The 21,543-nt window shown below is 71.6% G+C and carries 20 protein-coding genes; 10 read left to right on the forward strand and 10 right to left on the reverse strand.

Translation table 11 applies throughout. The annotated features are described in order from the left end of the window. Window positions 1-268: 268 nt before the first annotated feature. Entirely contained in the window at window positions 269-1,198 is a 930-nt protein-coding gene (locus AB0B86_RS18015; RefSeq protein ID WP_357411018.1) for a cytochrome c oxidase assembly protein, read from the reverse strand. Window positions 1,199-1,297: 99 nt separating this feature from the next. Here AB0B86_RS18015 and AB0B86_RS18020 point away from each other — a divergent pair, with 99 nt between their 5' ends. The 5 genes from AB0B86_RS18020 (at window position 1,298) to AB0B86_RS18040 (ending at window position 6,468) form a co-directional block, all read left to right on the forward strand. Continuing rightward, window positions 1,298-1,897, forward strand: a complete 600-nt coding sequence (locus AB0B86_RS18020) for a heme-copper oxidase subunit III (RefSeq protein WP_357410901.1) — start codon at window positions 1,298-1,300, stop codon at window positions 1,895-1,897. A gap of 70 nt (window positions 1,898-1,967) precedes the next feature. Further along, window positions 1,968-2,804 (forward strand): cytochrome c, encoded by an 837-nt coding sequence (locus AB0B86_RS18025; protein ID WP_357410899.1) that lies wholly within the window; start codon window positions 1,968-1,970, stop codon window positions 2,802-2,804. Between the two features lie 64 nt (window positions 2,805-2,868). After that, window positions 2,869-3,957, forward strand: coding sequence for a Rieske 2Fe-2S domain-containing protein (locus AB0B86_RS18030; RefSeq protein WP_357410897.1), 1,089 nt, complete (start codon window positions 2,869-2,871; stop codon window positions 3,955-3,957). Continuing rightward, on the forward strand, window positions 3,954-5,585 hold the full coding sequence (locus AB0B86_RS18035; RefSeq protein WP_357410895.1) for a cytochrome b N-terminal domain-containing protein: 1,632 nt from the start codon (window positions 3,954-3,956) through the stop codon (window positions 5,583-5,585). The genes AB0B86_RS18030 and AB0B86_RS18035 overlap by 4 nt, the downstream gene beginning before the upstream one ends. 193 nt (window positions 5,586-5,778) lie before the next feature. After that, a complete protein-coding gene (locus tag AB0B86_RS18040; RefSeq protein ID WP_357410893.1) occupies window positions 5,779-6,468 on the forward strand; it encodes a DUF4142 domain-containing protein in 690 nt (229 codons plus the stop codon). A gap of 64 nt (window positions 6,469-6,532) precedes the next feature. Here AB0B86_RS18040 and AB0B86_RS18045 read toward each other — a convergent pair whose 3' ends face one another. From AB0B86_RS18045 to AB0B86_RS18065, 5 genes are all read right to left on the reverse strand, one after another. Next, entirely contained in the window at window positions 6,533-6,820 is a 288-nt protein-coding gene (locus AB0B86_RS18045) for an Lrp/AsnC ligand binding domain-containing protein (protein WP_357410891.1), read from the reverse strand. A 113-nt stretch (window positions 6,821-6,933) separates the two neighbouring features. Next, window positions 6,934-7,803 (reverse strand): sugar phosphate nucleotidyltransferase, encoded by an 870-nt coding sequence (locus AB0B86_RS18050; protein ID WP_357410889.1) that lies wholly within the window; start codon window positions 7,801-7,803, stop codon window positions 6,934-6,936. After that, entirely contained in the window at window positions 7,800-8,342 is a 543-nt protein-coding gene (locus AB0B86_RS18055) for an NUDIX domain-containing protein (protein ID WP_357410887.1), read from the reverse strand. Before AB0B86_RS18055 ends, AB0B86_RS18050 begins: the two co-directional genes overlap by 4 nt. A 52-nt stretch (window positions 8,343-8,394) precedes the next feature. Beyond that, entirely contained in the window at window positions 8,395-10,188 is a 1,794-nt protein-coding gene (locus tag AB0B86_RS18060; RefSeq protein WP_357411016.1) for an HD domain-containing protein, read from the reverse strand. Between the two features lie 127 nt (window positions 10,189-10,315). Then, window positions 10,316-12,070: a DEDD exonuclease domain-containing protein gene (locus AB0B86_RS18065; protein ID WP_357410885.1), complete on the reverse strand. Its 1,755-nt coding sequence runs from the start codon at window positions 12,068-12,070 to the stop codon at window positions 10,316-10,318. A 127-nt stretch (window positions 12,071-12,197) separates the two neighbouring features. On the opposite strand from AB0B86_RS18065, the gene AB0B86_RS18070 reads away from it, so the two are divergent. Then, window positions 12,198-13,652, forward strand: a complete 1,455-nt coding sequence (locus tag AB0B86_RS18070) for an NYN domain-containing protein (protein WP_357410883.1) — start codon at window positions 12,198-12,200, stop codon at window positions 13,650-13,652. A 143-nt stretch (window positions 13,653-13,795) separates the two neighbouring features. Further along, window positions 13,796-14,515 (forward strand): DinB family protein, encoded by a 720-nt coding sequence (locus AB0B86_RS18075; protein WP_357410880.1) that lies wholly within the window; start codon window positions 13,796-13,798, stop codon window positions 14,513-14,515. A 1-nt stretch (window position 14,516) separates the two neighbouring features. Here the strand turns inward: AB0B86_RS18075 and AB0B86_RS18080 are convergent, their stop codons facing one another. Next, a complete protein-coding gene (locus tag AB0B86_RS18080) occupies window positions 14,517-15,020 on the reverse strand; it encodes a hypothetical protein (RefSeq protein ID WP_357410878.1) in 504 nt (167 codons plus the stop codon). Between the two features lie 248 nt (window positions 15,021-15,268). Here AB0B86_RS18080 and AB0B86_RS18085 point away from each other — a divergent pair, with 248 nt between their 5' ends. The 3 genes from AB0B86_RS18085 (at window position 15,269) to AB0B86_RS18095 (ending at window position 18,017) form a co-directional block, all read left to right on the forward strand. Next, complete coding sequence (locus AB0B86_RS18085; RefSeq protein ID WP_357410876.1) at window positions 15,269-15,484, forward strand: hypothetical protein; 216 nt, start codon at window positions 15,269-15,271, stop codon at window positions 15,482-15,484. 152 nt (window positions 15,485-15,636) lie between these two features. After that, the gene (locus tag AB0B86_RS18090; protein ID WP_357410874.1) at window positions 15,637-16,896 is read left to right on the forward strand and encodes a M48 family metallopeptidase; all 1,260 of its coding nucleotides are present in this window, start codon (window positions 15,637-15,639) and stop codon (window positions 16,894-16,896) included. Beyond that, entirely contained in the window at window positions 16,893-18,017 is a 1,125-nt protein-coding gene (locus tag AB0B86_RS18095; protein ID WP_357410872.1) for a glycosyltransferase family 4 protein, read from the forward strand. Before AB0B86_RS18090 ends, AB0B86_RS18095 begins: the two co-directional genes overlap by 4 nt. 115 nt (window positions 18,018-18,132) lie before the next feature. Here the strand turns inward: AB0B86_RS18095 and AB0B86_RS18100 are convergent, their stop codons facing one another. The 3 genes from AB0B86_RS18100 to AB0B86_RS18110 form a co-directional block, all read right to left on the reverse strand. Further along, complete coding sequence (locus AB0B86_RS18100) at window positions 18,133-19,791, reverse strand: bifunctional diguanylate cyclase/phosphodiesterase (RefSeq protein ID WP_357411013.1); 1,659 nt, start codon at window positions 19,789-19,791, stop codon at window positions 18,133-18,135. A gap of 79 nt (window positions 19,792-19,870) precedes the next feature. Beyond that, on the reverse strand, window positions 19,871-20,680 hold the full coding sequence (locus AB0B86_RS18105; RefSeq protein WP_357418679.1) for an SAM-dependent methyltransferase: 810 nt from the start codon (window positions 20,678-20,680) through the stop codon (window positions 19,871-19,873). Between the two features lie 188 nt (window positions 20,681-20,868). Beyond that, window positions 20,869-21,537, reverse strand: a complete 669-nt coding sequence (locus AB0B86_RS18110; RefSeq protein ID WP_007072219.1) for a response regulator transcription factor — start codon at window positions 21,535-21,537, stop codon at window positions 20,869-20,871. Between the last annotated feature and the right edge of the window lie 6 nt (window positions 21,538-21,543).

Raw genomic sequence — 21,543 nt, forward strand, 5'->3', positions numbered from 1 at the left:
TCCGGCACTCCGCTTCGCTCCGTGCCGTCATGAGGCACCACCGCACTGAGCCCGATGATTCGTTCGCTGCGCTCACTCATGCCGGCACTCCGCTTCGCTCCGTGCCGTCATGAGGCACCACCGCACTGAGCCCGATGATTCGTTCGCTGCGCTCACTCATGCCGGCACTCCGCTTCCACCTCGTAGCTGCCCGCAGATCGTACCGGTCGGCGTGACGTAGCCGACATCCCGCCCGGCGTCAGGCATTGGGGCGTACCGTCCGGGCAGCTCAGGCGGGTGCGGCGTCGCCGGCGCGCTCGCGGGCCTCCTGGCGGTCCAGCTCGCGGTCGACCCGGCGGGCCTCCCGCTCGGACTGCTTGATCCACTGCACCACCAGCACCGCGAGCATTGTCACACTGACGAACTCACCACCGGCCCAGAGGATGCCGCCGGCGACCACCTGGTCCGCCCGGGGGTCAGACCAGCTCAGGTTGAGTGACGGGTACCAGTCGCCACCGAGGAGGGTGGTGCTCTGCATGATGGTGAGGCCGAGCACTGTGTGGAACGGCACCGAGAGCAGCATCAGGAGGGCCCGCGCCGGGTACGGCCAGCGGCCGGGCAGCGGGTCGAGGCCGAGCAGCGGCCAGAAGAACACACAGCCGGTCATGATGAAGTGCGCGTGCACCAGCTCGTGCGCCCAGGCGTGTTCGAGGGTGAACTGGTACAGGTTGCTGAAGTACAACACGAACGGGTTGACCACGAAGATGGCGAACGCCACAAGCGGGAAGCTGTAGATCCGGGCGACCCGACTGTGCACGATCGCCAGCAGGCGTTTGCGTGGCCCGACCGGCAGGGTGCGCAGGGCCAGGGTCATCGGCGCGCCCAGCGCCAGGAAGATCGGCGCCACCATGGACAGCACCATGTGCTGGATCATGTGCACGGACAGCAGTGCCGTGTCGTAGGCGTGCAGCCCGCTGACCGTGACCAGCGCGATGCCGCCCAGCCCGGGGCCGAGGAAGAACACCGTACGGGCGACCGGCCAGCGGTCGCCGCGCAGGCGCAGCCGGTACACCCCGTAGAGGTACAGGCCGGCGGCGAGCACCAGGCCGAGGGCCAGCCAGCTGTCCAGCCGGGTCTCGGTAAGCACCGCGCCGACGGTGAACGGCGGCGGTGCCGAGGTGGCGGCGAAGATCGGATCGACGTGCAGCACGCTTTTCAGGCTAGGCCAGGCGAACCGGACCCTGACGCTCGGGCCACGGAAGGCGCAGGTTTGCCACCCCGCTGATCGCCGGCCCCGGTCAGGGGCAATAATGACGGCGTGACTGCGGCCCCAGCCATTGACAAGAGCCGGATCCACTCTCTGACCCGACCGAACATGGTCAGCGTCGGGACGATCGTGTGGCTCTCCAGCGAACTCATGTTCTTCGCGGCGCTGTTCGCGATGTACTTCTCGATCCGCGCGGCTGCGCCGGAGCAGTGGGAGAAGCACACCGAGGCGCTGAACATCCCGTACGCGACCACCTTCACGGTGATCCTCGTGCTGTCCTCCATCACCTGCCAGCTCGGCGTCTTCGCGGCGGAGAAGGGCGACGTGCACGCGCTGCGGCGCTGGTTCACCGTCACCTTCGTGATGGGCCTGATCTTCGTGCTCGGCCAGCTGAACGAGTACCGGCACCTGGTCGAGGACGGCATCAAGATCAACGGAGACGGCTACGGGTCGGTGTTCTACCTGACCACCGGCTTCCACGGCCTGCACGTGACCGGCGGCCTGATCGCCTTCATCATCTTCATGGTCCGTACCACCATGGGCCGGTTCACCCCGGCGCAGGCGACCTCGGCGATCGTCGTGTCGTACTACTGGCACTTCGTTGACGTCGTGTGGATCGGGCTGTACTTCATGATCTACTGGCTTCAGTGATCTTGCGCGTCACATCCCGCGCTGCTGCTCCGTCCCCTGAGACAGGTCCAACCGGTTAAGGACACCGCTCATGACTTCTGACAACGACCGCCGACGCGGTCTGCTCGCGCGGTTGCGTGAGCGGCCCGCCGCGCGCAGCAGGGGCCGCCGCCGGCTGGGCGCCGCGGTCCGGCTGATCGCCGCGCTGATGCTCGCCGGCGGCGCCTACACCGTCTTCGCCCCGGGTGCCCAGGCACAGGACAACCCGCCGCTGACCGGTGCCGCCGCCGAGGGCAAGGCGCTGTTCGACGTGAGCTGTGTGACCTGTCACGGCCGTAACGCCCAGGGTGTCGAGGGTCGCGGGCCGAGCCTGATCGGCGTCGGCGCGGCCTCTGTCGAGTTCCAGGTCAGCTCCGGGCGGATGCCGCTGGCCCGCCAGGAGGCCCAGGCGCACCGCAAGCCCCCCGTCTTCACCGACGAGCAGACCCGTCAGCTCGCCCAGTACATCCAGGAGCTCGGTGGCGGCCCGGTCGTGCCCGAGGGCGACGACCTGCGCGAGGACGGCAACGTCGCGGCCGGCGGCGAGCTGTTCCGGATCAACTGCTCGCAGTGTCACGCGTTCGGCGGTGGCGGCGGCGCGCTCTCCTCGGGCAAGTTCGCCCCGAGCCTGCACCCGGCCACCGACCGGCAGATCTACGCGGCGATGTTGAGCGGCCCACAGAACATGCCGGTGTTCGGCGACAACCAGCTCCGGCCGGAGCAGAAGGCCGACATCATCGCCTACATCCAGGAGACGCTGAAGCACGACCAGGACCCGGGCGGGTTCAACCTCGGGCGGTACGGCCCGTCCACCGAGGGCCTGGCGATCTTCCTGGTGGGCATCGTGGCGCTCGTCTTCGCCAGCCTGTGGATCGCGGGCAAGTCGTGACCGGGCGGATCAACCGATTCAGTGCTGTGGCGCCGCTCGGCGCCACCCGTAGCGAGGTGACGGCATGAGCACCCACACCGAGCACCAGGCCCCGCAGGGCCGGGAGCCGCTCGACGTGAATGACCCCAAGCTGACCCGTTTCGACATCGTTCGCGAGGGTGCGCGTCGGGACGACATCGAGATCGTCCACTACGAGCCGCAGGTGCAGCCCGGCACCAAGGCGGAGCGTCGGCTGACCCGGGTGGTCGCCGGGTTCTTCCTGATCACCGGTCTGGCCGCGACCGCGTTCCTGGCCATCTACATCTGGTGGCCGTGGCAGTACGAGCCGGGCCGTGGCGGCGACAAGTGGTATACCCCGCTGCTGGGCGCCACCCTCGGCATCGCCCTGCTCGCCGTCGGCTTCGGCATCCTGACCTGGGGCAAGAAGCTGCTGCCCAAGGAGGTCTCGATCCAGGACCGGCACGAGGGGCAGGTGGACTCCGAAGGCCGCACCATCACCGGTCAGACCATGCTCTACATGGCGGACGAGCTGGGCGTGAAGCGTCGCCCGTTGCTCGGCATCTCGCTGCTGGCCGGTCTCGCGCCGGTCGCCGCGGTCGCCGCCGCGCCGCTGGTCGGCGGTCTGATCTCCCAGCCGCACAAGAACAACCAGATGTTCACCACCGGGTTCGCCGCGGCCGATGGCGGCGACCGGATCCGCCTGGTGCGCGAGGACGGCCGGCCGATCCGTCCGGCGGACATCAGCGCCGGTGGCCAGTTGACCGTCTTCCCCGGCATCGAACACGGCGTGAGCAACCGACACGCGGACTCGCCGACGCTGCTGATCCACCTCCGGGACTCCGACGCGCAGGAGTCGCGTCGGGCCAACGAGAGGATCGGCCACGGCGACTACATGTGGGGCAACTACGCGGCCTTCTCCAAGATCTGCACGCACGCCGGCTGCCCGGCCAGCCTGTACGAGCAGCAGACCAACCGGCTGCTCTGCCCGTGCCACCAGTCCCAGTTCCTGATCACCAGGAACGCCGAGCCTGTCTTCGGCCCGGCCAGCCGGCGGTTGCCACAGCTGCCGATCGAGGTGGACTCCGAGGGCTTCTTCGTGGCGAAGTCCGACTACACCGAGACCGTTGGGCCTGACTTCTGGGAGCGGCCATGAAGCGTCGAAAGTTTGACCTTGCGGCGACACCGGGCAAGGCCGCGGTGGGAGTGGACGACCGCTTCCAGGTGGCCACCCCGCTGCGCAAGCTGCTGAACAAGGTCTTCCCGGACCACTGGTCCTTCCTGCTCGGCGAGATCGCGCTGTTCTCGTTCATCGTGCTGCTGCTGACCGGTGTGTTCCTCACCTTCTTCTTCGAGCCGGCGATGACCGAGGTGGTCTACAACGGCAGCTACGCGCCGTTGCAGGGCACCCCGATGTCCGCCGCCTACGCCTCCAGCCTGGACATCTCGTTCGACGTCCGGGGCGGTCTGGTGATGCGCCAGATGCACCACTGGGCGGCGCTGCTGTTCATGGCCGCGATCGTCGTGCACATGCTGCGGGTCTTCTTCACCGGTGCCTTCCGCAAGCCGCGCGAGACCAACTGGATCATCGGTTCGCTGCTGTTCTGGGTCGGCTTCCTGGCCGGCTTCACCGGCTACTCGCTCCCGGACGACGGCCTGTCCGGCACCGGCCTGCGGATCGCCTCGGCGATCATGCTGTCCATCCCGGTGATCGGCACCTGGGTCACCTCGTCGATCTTCGGTGGGGAGTTCCCGGGCACGATCATCATCAGCCGGTTCTTCATCGCCCACGTGCTGCTCATCCCCGGTCTGCTGTTGGCGCTGATCAGCGTCCACCTCGGCCTGGTCTTCAAGCAGAAGCACACCCAGTGGCCCGGCCCCGGCCGGACCAACAACAACGTGGTCGGCGAGCGGATGTTCCCGCGGTACGCGCTGAAGCAGGGCGGCTTCTTCATGGTCGTCTTCGGCGTCATCGCGCTGATGGGCGGTCTGTTCCAGATCAACCCGATCTGGCTGTTCGGCCCGTACGAGGCGTGGGTGGTCTCGGCCGCCAGCCAGCCCGACTGGTACGTCATGTTCCTCGACGGTTCGACCCGACTCATGCCGGCCTGGGAGATTTCGATCCCGCTCGGTGACGGGTACGTCATCCCGCCGCTGTTCTGGCCGACTGTCGTGCTGCCCGGCATCCTGGTGGGCCTGTCGACGATGTACCCGTTCCTGGAAGCCCGGCAACTCAAGGACCGCAAGAACCACAACCTGCTCCAGCGGCCCCGCGACGCGCCGGCACGCACCGCGGTGGGCGCCATGGCCGTCGCGTTCTACATCGTGCTGACGCTCTCCGGCGCCAACGACGTGATCGCCGACAAGTTCCAGATCAGCCTGAACGCGATGACCTGGGCCGGCCGGATCGGTCTGCTCGTGGTCCCGCCGCTGGCGTACTACGTGACGTACCGGCTCTGCCTGGGTCTGCAGCAGCACGACCGGGAGGTGCTCGCGCACGGCGTGGAGACCGGCATCATCCGGCGCCTGCCGGACGGTCGGTTCGTCGAGGTGCACCAGCCGCTCAGCGCGTCGGACGGGCACGCGGACGGCCACGGCGAGTTGGAGTACGTCGGCTGGGTCGTGCCGAAGAAGATGAACCGGCTCGGGGCACTCGGCCCGGCCATCCGGGGCTTCTTCTACCCGATCGAGAAGCCGGTCGAGGCGCCGGTCTCGCCGGGGCACCCGCCGGTCGAGGCCCGGCCGGAACGCGAGGAGATCGCCAGCGGCGACAGCCGCCGCTGACCAGCCTGAACGCACCAGCACGTGGCGCCCGCCGGATTCCGGCGGGTGCCACGTCGTCTGGGCACCCACCGCCCATCCGGCCAGGAGTCGGACGGCCACGGCGGGACCGGTCGACCCCGTGCGACTGGTGATCGCAGGAATAACCCCGGTGAGCCGGGTATCCGTGCGGTCCAACGTCTCAAGGGGGGGAAGCATGTTGGGTATCAAACGCCTCGGCCTGTTGGCCGCGCTGGTACTGGTCGGGGTCGCGCCGGCTGCGGCCGCGCAGGCCGCGGCACAGCCGTCAACGCAGGACACCCAGTACCTGCAGGCGGTACACCAGGTCAACCTGTTCGAGATCACCGCCGGTGACCTGGCCCAGCAGAAGGGCCACGACCAGGGGGTCAAGGACCTGGGCGCGATGCTGAAGACCGACCACACCCAGCTGGACCAGACCGTGCAGCAGACCGCGTCCCAGCTCGGGGTGGAACTGCCGAACGAGCCGAACGCCGATCAGCAGGCGGTCATCGACAAGCTGAACAACGCCAGCGGCGCGGAGTTCGACCGGCTCTGGGTGACAAGTGAGCTGGCCGGCCACGTCCAGGCCATCCAGGCCACCCAGACGGAGATCTCGCAGGGCTCCGAGCAGTCGGTGGTCCAGTTGGCCCAGACGGCCCTGCCGACGCTGCAGGCGCACTATGACGAGCTGGTGCAGCTCGCCAACAAGCTGGGCATCCCGGTTCCGCAGACCAGCGCCAGCGGTACGCCCAGCCCGGGTGGCACCGGCACCGAGTCGCCGGCTCCGGGCGGCACCGGCACCGAGGCCCCGGCTCCGGGTGGCGGCACCGAGGCTCCGGCCCCGGGTGGCGGCACCACCGAAACGCCGGCTCCCAGCGAGAGCTGACGTAGCGACAGCAGACGGCCGGTCCACGCCTGCGGGGGTGGGCCGGCCGCCGTGCGTGTGCTCGTCAGTCGGCGCTGGAGAGGCCGATCGCGAACGCCTCTTCCAGGTCGTGCTGGGAGTACGCCCGGAACGCGATGTGCGACTCGGTGTTGAGCACGCCCGGCACCTTGGAGATGCTGCCGGCGATGACCTGGGCGATCTGGTCGAACTCGCGGACCCGGACGATGGCGATGAGGTCGACGTGCCCGGCCACCGAGTAGACCTCGCTGACACCGGGAAGGCTGGCCAGGGTTTCCGCCACCTCGGGGATCGCGTCGGTGGCACAGTCGATCAGCACGATGGCGGTGATCACGGGACATTTCTCCGTTCGTCGGCGTCGTCGCCCATGCTAGATGTTCCGCCGCCGCCCGTCGGCGGCCGGGATTAAGTAGCGGCGTCACCGGCCCGCCGGCCAGCCGGCTCGGGTCAGCCGGGAGCGGTGGCGGGCACTGTCAGGTCCCCGGCCGCCCGGATCACGTCCCGCAGCCGTTCGCCGACGCGCACTGTCGCGCCCGGCCACACGACCGTCCGGCACACGTCGCCGTCCACCCGCGCGCCCGCGCCGACCACCGACTCCGCACAGCGACCGGTCACCGTGGCGGACGGGTCGACGAGGGCGCTGCCGTTCGCGGCGTGCAGGTTGGCTGCCAGGTAGTCGGCGGGGGTGCCGGTGTCGTAGAAGGTGCCCGGATACGGCACCACCTCCAGCGCACCCGCCGCCTCCGCCGGGCGCCAGAGGACGCGGACCAGGTCGGAGAAGACCACCGGCAGGTCGCGGACGAGCCGCCAGGGCAGCAGCGAGAAGCCGGTGAAGCTGTGCCCGGCGAAGGTGCCAGGTGCCGCCGGGTCGGCGGCGGCCTGACCGAGCAGGCGTACGGTGTGGCCGTCCCACCCGTCGAGCAGGGCGGCCACGTCCGGGCCCGGCGGAGCGGCCGGGTCGGCGAGGTACGCGTCGGCGTTGCCGACAAGCACCGGCCGGCCGTCGATCCAGTCCCGCAGCTTGGCCACCCCACCCGCGGTGCCCAGCGGCTCGCCCGGCTCGACGGACAGGTGTGCGCGGTCGCCGACGTGCGCGACCACCTGGTCACCGAGATAGCAGGCGTTCACCGCGACCCGGGCGGAGCCGACCAGGCCGAGCCCGGCGAGCCGGGCCAACGCCCGATCCAGCAGCGGGACGTTGCCCACCGGGCAGAGCGCCTTGGGCACCTGTTCGGTGAGCGGACGCAACCGGGTGCCCTCGCCGGCGGCGAGCACCACCGCGCACAGCTCCGTGGGCACCGCAGCCGCCCCGGTCATGGCAGATCGTCGGGGACCGGCGGCGGGAACTTCCCGGCCAGCGGCCCGATGTTGTAGTAGGCGAGCAGCCGGGCGGTCGGCCAGGTCAGCTTGGGTAGGTCGTCCAACGGGTGCCACCCGGCCTCGAAGACCTCCGCGCCGTCGACAGTCAGCTCAGTGCCCGACGCCGGCACCTCCGTCTCGAAGACCATGTCCACCCAGCCCTTGGCGTGCACTATCGCGTTCGGCACCGCCGGACGTAGCCGGGACGGGGGGAGCCGGATGCCGGACTCCTCGAACAGCTCGCGGGCCGCGCCCACCACCGGGGTCTCGCCACGGTCCAGCAGGCCGGCCGGCAGCGACCAGCCTTTGCCCGGCGGCTGGCGCAGCATCAGCAGCCGCCCGGCGCCCGGTGCCTCGGAGTCGCGGACCAGGGTGACCGCACCGACGATGTACTTCGGCATCGCCAGCTTGACCAGGCGTCGACGCACCGGCAGCGGCAGCCGGTAGAACGCCTGGTAGAAGATGGCCCGACCGGTGGCGCGGGAACGGGGGATCATGACCCCAGGCTAGTGGTCACGAATGTCCCTCGGACGCGCTGGGCCGGCCCGGTCACTGTCGATGGTCGACCAGGTCGATGAGCTGGCGTACCACGGTGTCCGGTTCGATCACCCGGTCGAAGACGGCGACCAGCAGGGTCTCCAGGTCGGGGTAGCCCAACTCCTCGGAGAGGCGCAACAGCGGCAGGTCGCTGGCGAGGCCCCGGTTGTGCTGGCGCAGGGTGAGCCCGATGGTGGCCCGCCCGAGACGGACCTTGTCGCTGATCGTGATGCCCGGCTCGGTGTGCTCGGCGAACCACTTGTTGATCTGCATCTGCGCGTGCGGCGACTTGACGAAGCCCAACCACTCCCGGCGGGGGCCCCGCGAGGCGACCCCGGCCTCGAAACCGTTGTCGCCGTCGTTCTCGGTGAAGATCTCCACCACGTCGCCCTCGTCCAGCTCCGAGCTCAGCGGGGCCAGCCGACCGTTGATCCGCGCCGCGAGACAGTGGTCGCCCCGCTCGTTGCCCAACTCGTACGCGAGGTCGACCGGGGTGGCGCCGCCCGGCAGCACGACCTGCCGCCCCTCGGCGAAGACCTGGATCTGGCCCTCGGCGAGGTCGCAGCGCAACGACTCGAGGAACTGCGCCGGGTCGGCGGCGGCCGGCTCCCAGTCGAGCACCCGACGCAGCCAGTCCAACTGCTCGGCGCGGGCTGCCGCGCTGCTGCTGCCCGAGCGGGGAAAGCGGAAGTCGGCGGCGATGCCGTACTCGGCGGAGCGGTGCATCTCCTGGGTGCGGATCAACACCTCCACCGTGCGGTCCTGCGGGCCGCAGACGCTCGTGTGCAGCGAACGGTAGAGGTTGTTCTTCGGTGAGGCGATGAAGTCCTTGAAACGGCCGGGAATGGGCCGCCAGGTGCCGTGGATCGCGCCAAGCGCGGCGTAACAGTCGGTGGCCGGACCGTCGACCACCACCACGATGCGGGGCAGGTCGAACGGGGCGGTGTGGCCGCCGGCGACGGTGTCCTTCCAGATCGAGTAGAGGTGCCGGGGGCGGGGGCTCACCTCGGCGTCGACCCGGCTGCGCTTCAGCGCCACCCGGGCCCTGTTGACCACCGCGTCGAGGTACGCGTCCCAGCCCGGCCGGTCGTGCACGTGCCGGGCCAGCCGGGCGTGCTCGTCCGGCTCCAGGTGCAGCAGCACCACGTCGTCCAGTTCACGCTTGAGGGTCTGGATGCCCAGCCGGTCACAGAGCGGGACCAGCACCTCCTGGGTCTTGCGGGCGATGCGCTCCCGCGACGACGCCGAGCGCACCCCGAGCGTGCGCATGTTGTGCAGTCGATCAGCCAGTTTGATGATCAGCACCCGGACGTCCTTGGCGGCCGCCACGATCATCTTGCGGATCGTCTCGGCCTCGGCGGCCTTGCCGTAGAACGCCTTGTCGAACTTGGTCACCCCGTCGACCAGGTGGGCCACCTCGTGGCCGAAGTCCTCGGCGAGCGCCTGGAGGGTGTAGCGGGTGTCCTCCACCGTGTCGTGCAGCAGTGCCGCGACCAGGGTGGTGGTGTCCATGCCCAGCTCGGCGCAGATCTGCGCCACCGCGAGCGGATGGGTGATGTACGGCTCACCGCTCTTGCGGAACTGCCCGCGGTGCATGTTTTCCGCGATCGTGTATGCCCGGCGCAGCACCGCGGGATCGGTGCCGGCGTGGATGCCCCGGTGGGTGCGAACCAGGTGGGTGACCGGATCGGAGTCGGTGGTGGGCCAGCTGAACAACGACCGCAGCCGGCGGGCGAGCGGCAGCTCGCCCGGCTGTGTCGGCAGGGCGCCCCCCAGGGCGGCGCCGTGTCCGGCGTCGACGTCCACGAGGGACACCTCCTCACCCCGGCTCCGCCACGCCGGGACCCGGCGATCGGAGCAGGCCCACGAATCGGGCAGGACTGCACTTCTCTAACAGCCTAAGCGAGTCGACGTAGTCCGATCGGTCAGTTGGTCATGAGCGTTCGGTCGAGAGTTGGTGGGACGCGCCGCTCTCGGCCTTCGCCAGCAGGTCACGGAACCGCCCCGCGCCTCCCACCGGGGAGGACCAACCGGAGGACATCTCGACAAGTCGGGTCTCCGGTCGTTCCAACCAGGACAGGATCCGCTCGGACTCCTCGGCGGTCGCCGCCGGCACCGGGCCGTGTCCGCCCGCCACCGTCTCGGCCGTGGCCCGGATGGCGGTCAGCGTCGGTCGCGGGTGCACGCCGGGCGGCGACACCCCCGCGCCGGCCAGCCGGCCGTGCCGCACCAACGCCAGCTCCCAGCCGCCCCGGGCGGCCGGCCGGGCCGCGGCCAGCTCGACGATCCCGGTCAGCGCGGCCAGCCGCTGCATCCGCACGGTGGCCCGCAGCACCGCCGCGAGCCGGGACCGCACCACCGCGGCCTCCTCGTAGCGCTGGTCGGCCGAGAGCACGTCGATCCGGGCGAGCAGCGCGTCCACCACCGGCTGCGGGTCGCTCGTGGTGGCGGTGCGGAAGGGTCGGGCCGCGCTGTCGTCGTACTCCTCGGGGGTGATCTTGTGTTCGCAGGGTGCCGGGCAGCGACCCAGCTCGGCCAGCGCGCAGGCCGGCGTGACGGTGCGCAGCGAGAGCCGGTGCGTGCACTGGCGCAGCGGCACCGCGTCGTGGAAACCGGCGGCGGCCAGCTCCGCGGCACGCCGGGAGGTGAACGGCCCGAGGTACGCGGTGTCGGTGGGGGAGAGGTCGCGGACGATCGAGAGCCGGGGATAGGGACCGTCGGTCAGCTTGAGCCAGACCATCCGCTCCGGGTATTTCGACCGCCTGTTGTACGGCGGGGCGTGCGCGGCGATCAGGCGCAGCTCGCGGACCTCCGCCTCCAACGAGTGGGCACACTCCACCGCCTCGACCCGTTCGGCCGCGGCGAGCATCTCGGAGATCCGCGCCCGCTTCTCGCCGGCGGTGAAGTAGCTGCGCACCCGGGTGGCGATGTCGACTGAGGTGCCCACGTAGAGCGGACGGTCGTCGGCCGCCCGGAAGATGTAGACCCCGGGGACCTTGGGCAGCCCCTCGGCCAGGTGCCGCTTGCGGCGTTGCGTCGGGGTGACCGCCCGGGCGAACTCGATGGCGTCGCCGACCGTGTCCACCCGGTGCCCACCGAGCCGACCGATCAGCCCGTGCAGCACGTCGACGGTGGCCTTCGCGTCGTCCAGGGCACGGTGGGTGGGCTGGGTGGCGGTGCGGAAGTAGGCGGCCAGGGTGCCCAGCTTGCGGTTGGGCACCTCGTCGCTGGTGAGCACCCGGCGGGCCAACGCGGCAGTGTCGAGCACCCGGGGGTTGGGCCACCGGTAGCCGTGCTTGACGCAGGCGGCCTTGAGGAAACCCACGTCGTACGGGGCGTTGTGGGCCACCAGCACCGCGTCGGCGATGAACTCCAGGAAGCTCGGCAGCACCTGCTCGATCGGCGGCGCCGGCACCAGCATCGCCTGGGTGATGCCGGTCAGCACGGTGATGAACGGCGGGATCGGCTGCCCCGGGTTGACCAGGGTGGCGAGCACCCCCAGCTGCTCGCCACCGCGCACCCGCACCGCGCCGATCTCGGTGATGCCACCGCCGTCCGGCGCGCCGCCGGTGGTCTCCAGGTCGACCACCACGAAGGTGGTCGCGTAGAGCGGCAGCGCCGGATCCACCCCGCCCGCCGTCGGGTCGAGACCGGCAAGTGACTCCTGGACGTACTCCGCCTGTGCCATCGCCGGCACGTTAACGCGCCGGTCCGACACTCCCGTCACAGCCGTCTCACCAGTCACCATGGGGCTAGGATGAGAGATCGGCTCACTCACCGGGCGGTGGGCCCGGTCGCGGTGGGAGACTTGCCACATGCCCCTCACCGAGCCGTCCGACGACCACCTCCCGCAGGAGGATCTGGTCGCGTACGCCGGTGCTGCGGGCAATCCGGACGACAACGTCGTCAGCGCGACATCCGGCGCAGCCGACCCGACGGAGGCAGCAGACGGCGCCGCTGCCGAGCCGGAGCCGGCGCTGCCCGAGCCGGTCCGACAGCGAATCGTGACGCTCACCGCCGCGGTGCTGCCCACCCTGCCCGCCGACGAGGTGCCGGTGCCGTTGCGACGGGTGGCCAAGTTCGCCCCGAACCGGCGGGCCCGGCTCGGCGCCCCGGTCATCGCCGCCCAGCTCACCGCCGACCCGCTGTTCCGGCAGCGGGTCACCGCCCGGGTCCTGAGCGACGCCGGCGACCTCGGGGCCGCCGTCGTGGCGGGCACCGCGCCGGCCGCCGCCGATCCGGTCGAGGTCGCCGCGCTCGCCTACCTGGCCCGGCCGCGCGGCTGGCGGGAGCTGATCGACGCCAGCGGCGCCGCCGTGCGCGCCGAGGCGGACAGCGCTGTCGTCGCCGAACTGGTCCGGGAGGCCGAACAGCGGGCCACCCGGGCCGAGCACGACCGGGCGGTGGCCCGGGTCGAGGCGGAGAAGCTGCGTGACGAGCTGGCCCGCGTCCGCGAGGAGCTGGGTCAGCTCCGCGAGGAGTCCCGGCAGGTCGCCCGTACCCTGCGGGAGACCCAGGCCCGCGAGCGCAAGGCCACCGAGTTGCTTGCCACCGAGCGGGGCCGGGCCGCCCGCGCCAGCGCGGACGTCGACGCCGAGCTGCGCCGCGCCCGCGCCCGACTGGCCGAGGCGGAGGCCGCCGCCGGGGTGGCCCGAGCCAGCGCCAAGGAGGCCCGCTCGGTCGACGACGCCCGGCTCTGGCTGCTGCTGGAGACGATCGGCCAGGCCGCCGTCGGGCTGCGCCGCGAGCTGGCGCTCGACCCGGTCGACAAACTCCCCGCCGACTTCGTCGCCGACGCGTTCGCCGAGCAGCCGGGCACCGCTCCGGCCAGCCCCGCCGCCCGGGCGCGGGACACCGACGACCCGGCCCGACTCGACCAACTGCTCGCCCTGCCCCGGGCGCACCTGGTGGTGGACGGCTACAACGTCACCAAGCGCGGCTTCGGCGAGATGTCCCTGGAACAGCAGCGCAAACGCCTGATCACCGGCCTGGGCGGGATCGCTGCGCAGACCGGCGACGAGGTCACAGTGGTCTTCGACGGTGCCGAGCGGATGCACGGGCTGCCACCCGCGCCACGCGGCGTACGGGTGCTCTTCTCCCGCAAGGGCGAGACCGCCGACGAGCTGATCCGTCGGCTGGTGCGCGCCGAGCCCGCGGGTCGGCCGGTGGTGGTGGTCTCGTCCGACCGCGAGGTCGCCGACGGGGTACGCCGGCACGGCGCGTACCCACTGGGCGCGGACTCGCTGTTGCGGCGGCTCGCCCGCTCCTGAGGTGCACCGGTTCGAGCGGGTAGGCGCGCTGCTCCGAGAGGCGGTCACCGATCTGGATCCTGGTTCTCTTCTTCTGGCGGCCGATGGTCCTGTCGTAGCCGAGCGTTAGCATCGCCGCTATCGCCGCCGGGAGGAGGGTCGCCATGACCCAGGACAACGTCAAGGTCTTCGTCGACAAGGACCTGCGAGGTGCCCGGTTCACCAGGTCGACGCTTGCCGGTGCGGTGCTGCGCGGCGTCGATGTGAATGCGCTGGACATCGATGCGCCGTGGCTCGCCAAGGGCACGCTCCTGGTCAACGGCGTCGATGTCGCGCCGCTCGTCGAAGCCGAGCTCAACAGCCGGTTCCCCGGGCGCGAGCTGCGGCAGGCCACGGATCCCGACGGGCTGCGCCGGGCGTGGGCGGCGCTCGAAGGGGCCTGGGCGGCGGCGCTCGACCGGGTCCGGTCCATGCCCCCGGGGGCGGTCGACTTCTCGATCGACGGGGAGTGGTCGTTCGCGCAGACCCTGCGCCATCTCGCGTTCGCCGCCGACACCTGGCTCGGCAAGGCGATCCTGCGCCTGCCGCAGCCCTTCCACCCGTTCGGCCTGCCGCACGTCGAGTACGAGACCGACGGCTTCGACATGTCGATCTTCGCCGCGGAGCAGCCGACGTTCGCCGAGACCCTGGAACTGCGGGCCGAACGGCAGGCGATGGTGCGCGACTTCGTCGCGGCCGTCACGCCGGACCTGCTCGCCGAGCCCCGACCGGCAGCCTGGTCGCCCGAGCACCAGGTGTCCGTCCTGCACTGCCTGCACGTGATCTTCGACGAGGAGTGGCAGCACCTCCGCTTCGCCCTGCGGGATCTCGACGCGCAGCAGTGAGTCAGGTGACCGGTAGCCGACGGGCCAGCTCACGACGCAGCACCTCGCGGTCCGGCGTCATCCAGGCGAGCTGGACGACCAACTCGTAGCGTCCGCGTCCGAGCGCCGACCACTGGCCGGGCCGCATCGGCGGGCGGGTCTGCTGAGGGTCGATCGGTGTGACCACGAGCCTCGGCTCCAGTCGGCCACGGATCTCGGCGCTGGCCAGGTTGGCCCAGTCGATGCTGAGCGTGGTGCCGTCCGGTCCGGTCAGGTGCAGCGCTTCGTCGGTCAACCGCAGCGGCAGACGAGGCCGCCGGCGCAGTTGCCAGGCGGTGGCCAGCGCGACGACGACGCCGATCGTGCCGAATCGCAGCAGCACCTGCCACCACGGCTTGTCGAACAGCGCCGAGTAGGCGGCGAGGAGAGCGGCGGCGCCCAACAGGACGACGAGCATCTGGGCGGCGCGGTGTCGCGGCGAGTAGCGGAAGTCCACGACTGACGACGCATCATCGAGGGTGGCCACCGCCACTCGGTGCCCGAGCGGCCCGCCGACTAAACGACGTCGGCGCCCGACGACACGAGTTCCTTGAAGTCGGGCGTTCCGGCCGGTCCGGATGGCCCGATTTCACTGAGCTGGAGTCGATCTCGACCCCAAACGGTCGGTCGGACGTGGTTTCTGTCGTACCCGGTGGTTAGCGTCGATGTCACCGATGGTGTTCGGATGGCGACGATCGGGCGCGAGCGGGCACCGCGAGCCGATCAGGAGGGGCAATGCTCATCGACTGTGACGGGTGCGCACAGCGGGTCGACGGCTGTTCCGGCTGCCCGCTGACCGCCCTGTTCGACGAGACGTCCCCGGCGGCGGCGCTCGTCGCCGCCGAGGTCGAGGCCATCGAGGTGTTCGCCCGGGCCGGCTTCGACGTGGAGGTGCTGGCCGCGCCGGCGCGCCCCGAGGTGCGCCGCCGTGCTGTCCGCCGGATCGCCTGAGCCCCACACCGCGCCCGGAAGCGGGCTCCGCGCGGGCCATAGGATGAGCGGTCACGACGGGAGGACGGCGCGATGAGCGGGACACGACGGGATGACGGCGGGCTCGTCGGGGCTGGGTGCGGCGGCGCGGCGTGCCGTACGGCGGTGTCCCGTTGACCCCGCGCGGGTGGGCGCTGCTGACCCTGGCCGGGTTGACCATCGCGCTTGTCGTGATCGCCGCGCTGCTCATCCCGTGGCACCGACCGCCGGCCCCGCGGGCCGATCAGCTCGCCGCGCTGCGTGAGCTGCCGGCCGAGCAGGTGGCCAAGGGGCGGGAGTTCCGAGCCGCGCTGCGTCCGGGCGGTTACGCCGCGCTCGCCGTGGGGCTGGTCGTCGCTCTCGGGCTCGGGCTGACCCCGCTGGGCAGCCGCCTGGTCGAGCTGGTGGGCCGGCCGTTCGGCGGGCACTGGGCCGCGCAGGCGGTGCTCGGCGGGCTGGCCGTGCTGCTCGTGGCCGACCTGGTGACGCTGCCGTTCGCCGCCTGGCGCCAGAGCGTGCTCACCCGCTACGGGATGAGCACCAACGGCTGGAGTGGCTGGACGGTCGACCTGCTCAAGTCGTACGCGGTGAGCGCGGTGATCGGCGCGGTGGCGCTGCTCGGCTTCTACGCCGTGATCCGGTTCGCGCCGCGCTGGTGGTGGGCGTTCGGCGCGGCGGGCGCGGCCCTGCTGGTGGTGCTGCTGTCGTTCGTGCTGCCGGTGCTCGTGGAGCCGGTGTTCAACAAGTTCACCCCGATGGAGCAGGGCCCGCTGCGCACCGAGCTGATGAGCATGGCCGCCCGCGACGGGGTGCCCGTGCGTGACGTGCTGGTCGCCGACGCGTCCCGGCGCACCAAGGCGGTGAACGCGTACGTCTCCGGTCTGGGGCCGACCCGGCGGGTGGTCGTCTACGACACGCTGCTGCGCGAGGCGACCCCGGCCGAGGTGACGGCGGTGGTGGCGCACGAGTTGGGGCACGCGAAGGACTCCGACGTGACAGTCGGCACGTTGACCGGGGCGCTGGGAGCCGCAGCCGCAGTGGTGGCGCTCTATCTGCTCGGCTCGTGGGTGCCGCTGCTGCGGCTGGCCGGCGTCGACTCGGTCGCCCAACCCCGCGCCTTTCCGCTGCTGCTGGCACTCGTCACGGTGGCCGGGCTGGTCGCCGCGCCGGTGCAGGCGCTGATGTCGCGACTGGTGGAGGCTCGGGCCGACGCACACGCGCTCGCGCTGACGCGTGACCCGCAGGCGTTCGAGTCGATGCAGCGCCGGCTCGGTTCGGTGAACCTCGGCGACCCCGATCCGCCGCGCTGGGAATACCTCTACTCGGCCTCGCACCCGTCCACCGTCGAGCGGATGGCCGCCGCCCGCGCGTACGCCCGGGAGGCCGGCCGATGAGCCGCACGCTGTTGATCACCAACGACTTTCCGCCCCGTCCGGGTGGCATCCAGTCCTTCGTGCACAACCTCGCGGTGCGGCAACCGGCCGGCTCGGTGGTCGTCTACGCGTCGAGCTGGCGCGGGGCCGAGAAGTTCGACGCCGACCAGCCGTTCGAGGTGGTCCGGGAGCGCACCCGGGTGCTGTTGCCCACCCCGTTGATCGCCCGGCGGGCGGCCCGGTTGGCGCGGGCGTACGACTGCGACACTGTGTGGTTCGGTGCGGCGGCCCCGTTGGGGTTGCTCGCCGCCGGCCTGCGTCGGCGCGCCGGCGTCCGCCGGGTGGTGGCGCAGACCCACGGCCACGAGGTTGGTTGGGCGGCGGTGCCGGCGGCCCGGCCGGCGCTGCGCCGCATCGGTCGGGGTGTGGATGTCACCACCTATCTCGGCGAGTACACCCGCAGTCGGCTGGCCCGGGTGCTGGGCGGGGTGACCGAGCTGAGTCGGCTCGCCCCCGGGGTCGACGTGGACACCTACCACCCGACGGTGGACGGCGAGCAGGTCCGGGCCCGGCTCGGGTTGACCGACCGTCCGGTGGTGGTCTGCGTGTCCCGGCTGGTGCCGCGCAAGGGTCAGGACATGCTGATCCGGGCACTCCCGGAGATCCGTCGTCGGGTGCCCGAGGCGGCACTGCTCATCGTCGGTGGCGGACCGTACCGGGCGACCCTGGAGAAGCTGGCCCGACAGACCGATGTGGAGCGGGACGTGGTGTTCACCGGTTCGGTGCCGTCGGCGGAGTTGCCGGCGCACTACGCGGCCGGCGACGTCTACGCGATGCCGTGCCGCACCCGCAACCGGGGCCTCGACGTGGAGGGGCTGGGCATCGTCTACCTGGAGGCGTCCGCGACCGGCCTGCCGGTGGTGGCCGGTGACTCCGGGGGCGCGCCGGACGCGGTCCGCGAGGGCGAGACCGGGTACGTGGTACGCGGGCGGGACGTGGCCCAGCTCGCCGACCGGGTGGCCCGACTGCTCGCCGACCGGGATCTGGCCCGCCAACTGGGCGCTGCCGGCCGGGCGTGGGTGGAGCGGGAGTGGCGCTGGGAGGCTCAGGCGGAACGGATGGCGACGCTGCTCGCCGGCTGAGCGCCCCGCCGGTCAGCTCTCCCGGGCCGGCGCGTAGTGCGGCACGTACTCCTGGCCGGTCAGCTGCTGGATCGCCGGGGCCTCGAATCCGAGGTGGATGGTGGGGCCCGGAAGGTCAGCGGATGCGGGCCAGGATCCGGTCGGCGGGGGCCGGCCGCCCGAAATGCCAGCCCTGGCCGGCGTCGCAGCCGATCGCCCGGAGCCGCTCGGCCTGCCCGGCGGTCTCCACACCCTCGGCGGTGACCGTCAGGTCCAACGCGTGCGCCAGCGAGACGAGCGACGCGAGGATCCGTTCGTCGGTGCGGCCGACCGAGGGCGACCGCAGGCCGGCGACGAACTCCCCGGCGACCTTCAGTTCGGTCACCGGCAGGTCCCGTAGATAGGCCAGGTTGCTGTAACCGGTGCCGAAGTCGTCGATGGCGATCCGTACCCCGAGGTCGGCCAGCACCCGCAGGGCGCGCACCGGCTCCTTGGCGGTGCTCATCATCGTGCTCTCGGTGATCTCCAATTGGAGCCGCTCCGGCGGCAGGCCGGTCTGCCGCAGCAGGGCACGAACCTCCTGCACCAGCCCGGGCCGGTGCACCTGCCGTACCGCCAGGTTGACGCTGACGAAGGGGGCGGCGACGCCGCCGGCCGCCCACGCCTCCGCCTCGCGGCAGGCCTCGGCCAGCACCCAGCCGCCCAACTGGACGATCAGGCCGGTCTCCTCGGCCAACCCGATGAAGCTGTCCGGATGCAGCACCCCCAGCTCCGGGTGGCGCCAGCGGACCAGCGCCTCGACGCCGACCAGGCTGCCGTCGCGCAGTGAGGTGAGCGGCTGGTAGTCGAGGTAGAACTCGCCCCGTTCCAGTGCGGCGGGGATTGCCGCGGAGAGCGCGTACCGTGTCAACTCGCGCTGGCTGCGCTCGGCGTCGTACAGCGCCCAGCGTGCACCGCCGGCCGACTTCGCCCAGTGCAGGGTGCTGTCCGCGGCCCGCATCAGGTCACTGGGGTCGGCCCCGGCCACCTGACGCTCGACGATGCCGATGCTCGCCGAGATCTGCAGCTCGTGCCCCTCGACGAGCGCCGGTGTCCGGACCGCGACCAGCGCGGTCTCGGCCACCGCCACCATGTCGTCGGTGCCGCCGCTGCGTTGCACCAGGATGACGAACTCGTCCCCGCCGAGCCGGGCAACCAGGTGCTCACCCATGGCCTGGCGCAGCCGTTCGGCCACCGTGACCAGCAGCCGGTCACCGATCTGATGTCCCAGGGTGTCGTTGACGACCTTGAAGCGGTCCAGGTCCAGGAAGCACACCCCGACCCGCTGCGCGCCCCGGCCGGGCTCGTTGAGCGCCGCGGTGAGCCGCTCGGTGAACAGCGTCCGGTTGGGCAGGCCGGTGAGCGGGTCGTGGGTGGCCTGATGCCGGAACCGGGCCTCGCTGGCGCGCAGCGCCCGCTCGGCCTGCGTCCGGGCCCTCATCGCGGCCCGGCGGATCGACTCCTGCTCGTCGAGAGTGCGGTCGCGCAGCGCGCGGGCGTAGCCGGTCGCCACGGCCGCCAGCAGGCGGGCCATCCGGTCCTCGACCTCCTCGGCCACCAACCCGAGGTCGCGCACCAGCCGAAGCTGGATGACCTCGACGGTACGACCCAGCCCCTCCGCCGAGGCGATGTGCGCGGCGACCAACTCGGCACCGACCCGGTGCCCGGCGCGCAGGTCGAACGGTTCGTTGAGCAGCGCGGCGGCCAGTTGCCCGGTGAGCCGGTCCAGCATGGTTTCCAGCTGGGCCTGGGTCATCGGCAGGTAGCTGGTGCCGGAGACCGCCTTCGCCCAGGCGCGGGCGAACGTGCCCGGACGGGCGGCCGCCTCGGGCGGCTCAGCCACCGAGTCGCCCGACGCCGCCCATGAAGACCGCGCGCTCGGCGTTCTGCGCGCTCTCCGGGGTGTCCGGTCGCCACTGGGGCACCCACACCACACCGGGGTCGAGCAGCTCGAACCCGTCGAAGAGCGCTGTCAACTCGGCCCGACCGCGTATCCACAGGGGATTGTCGGTGCGCCGGTAGACCCGTTCCGCCTCGGCCCGTTCGTCGTCGCTGCGCCCGTCGTCGCTGGCCTGCGACAGCACCAGATAGCTGCCGGGGGCCAGTGCGTCCCGCAGCGTGCGCAGCAGCTCGGCCGGTCGGTCGTCGTCCGGGACGAAGTGCAGGACGGCCACCACCATCACGGCCACCGGTTGGCTCAGGTCGAGCAGCCTGTGGACCTCCGGGTGGGCCAGGATCGCCTCCGGGTGCCGCAGGTCCTCCTGCACCACCACCGCCCGGTCGTTGCCGGCGAGGATCTCGCGGCTGTGCGCCACCGCCACCGGGTCGACGTCCACATAGACCACCCGCGACTGCGGGTCGAGCCGCTGGGCGATCTCGTGCACGTTGCCGACGGTCGGGATGCCCGAGCCGATGTCCAGGAACTGCCGGACCCCGGCCTCGGCGAGGTGGTGCACGGCCCGGCGCAGGAACGCCCTGTTGGCCTGGGCCATCAGCGGCGCCTCCGGCACCGCCGCGACCATCGCCTGGGCCGCAGCGCGGTCCGCGGCGAAGTTGTGCGAGCCACCAAGGTAGTAGTCGTACATGCGGGCGACACTCGGGCGCTCGATGTCGATGGTGTCGGGTGCCCAGTCCGGCCGCTGCATGCGATTCACCCCTTGAGTCCGCGCCGCGGACGTCGTCGCCCGCGCGGGTATTGTGCACCCCGTCACGTACGCCAGACCATAGCGTGCGAGAGGGTGCCCGCCGACGTCAGCCGATGCGCGACGGCCCGCGCCGGCCGAAGCTGGCACGGACCGTCGGTGGTGAAGTCCCGCTGCCCGAGCGGGGCAGGTCAGAACTTCGGCGCGTCCGGTGCTTCGAGCAGGCCGAGCCGCAGCGCGGTCATCAACGCCTGGGCCCGGTTGGCCGCGCCGAGCTTCTCGTAGAGCTTCGAGATGTGCGTCTTGGCGGTGGACTCGCTGACGAACAGCTGCTTGGCGATGCCGGCCACGCTCATCCCGTCGGCGAGCAGCCGCAGCACCTGCCCCTCCCGGGGAGACAACTGCGGGCCGGACGGCGCGAGGCGGCGCTTCATCGCCTCGGCCAGGTCGGCGGCGGTGAACGCGCTGGGGGAGGAGGCGGCGTGCCGCGCGGCGGCCACCACCTCGTCGGCCGGGGCGGTCTTCGGCACGAAGGCACTCGCACCGGCCTCCAGGGCACCGAAGAGCTGGTCGTCGCCGGCGTACATGGTCAGCACCACGATGCCCATCGACGCACTCGACTTGCGCAGCGCACGGGTGGCCTCCAGGCCGCTGCCGTCGGGCAGCCGCAGGTCCATGATCACCACGTCCGGCTGGAGGGCGCCGGCCTGGCGTACCCCCTCTGCCGCCGTGGCGGCCTCACCGACGACCTCGAACTGCCGGTCGCGCTCGAAGGCGTGGCGCAGGCCCTTACGAATCAGGTCATGATCGTCAACAAGGAGGACCTTGGTGCGGGTGGCCGGTGTCGGACTTGTGGTCATCCTCGG

Source organism: Micromonospora sp. NPDC049047 (genome assembly GCF_040649135.1).
Classification (GTDB): Bacteria; Actinomycetota; Actinomycetes; order Mycobacteriales; family Micromonosporaceae; genus Micromonospora.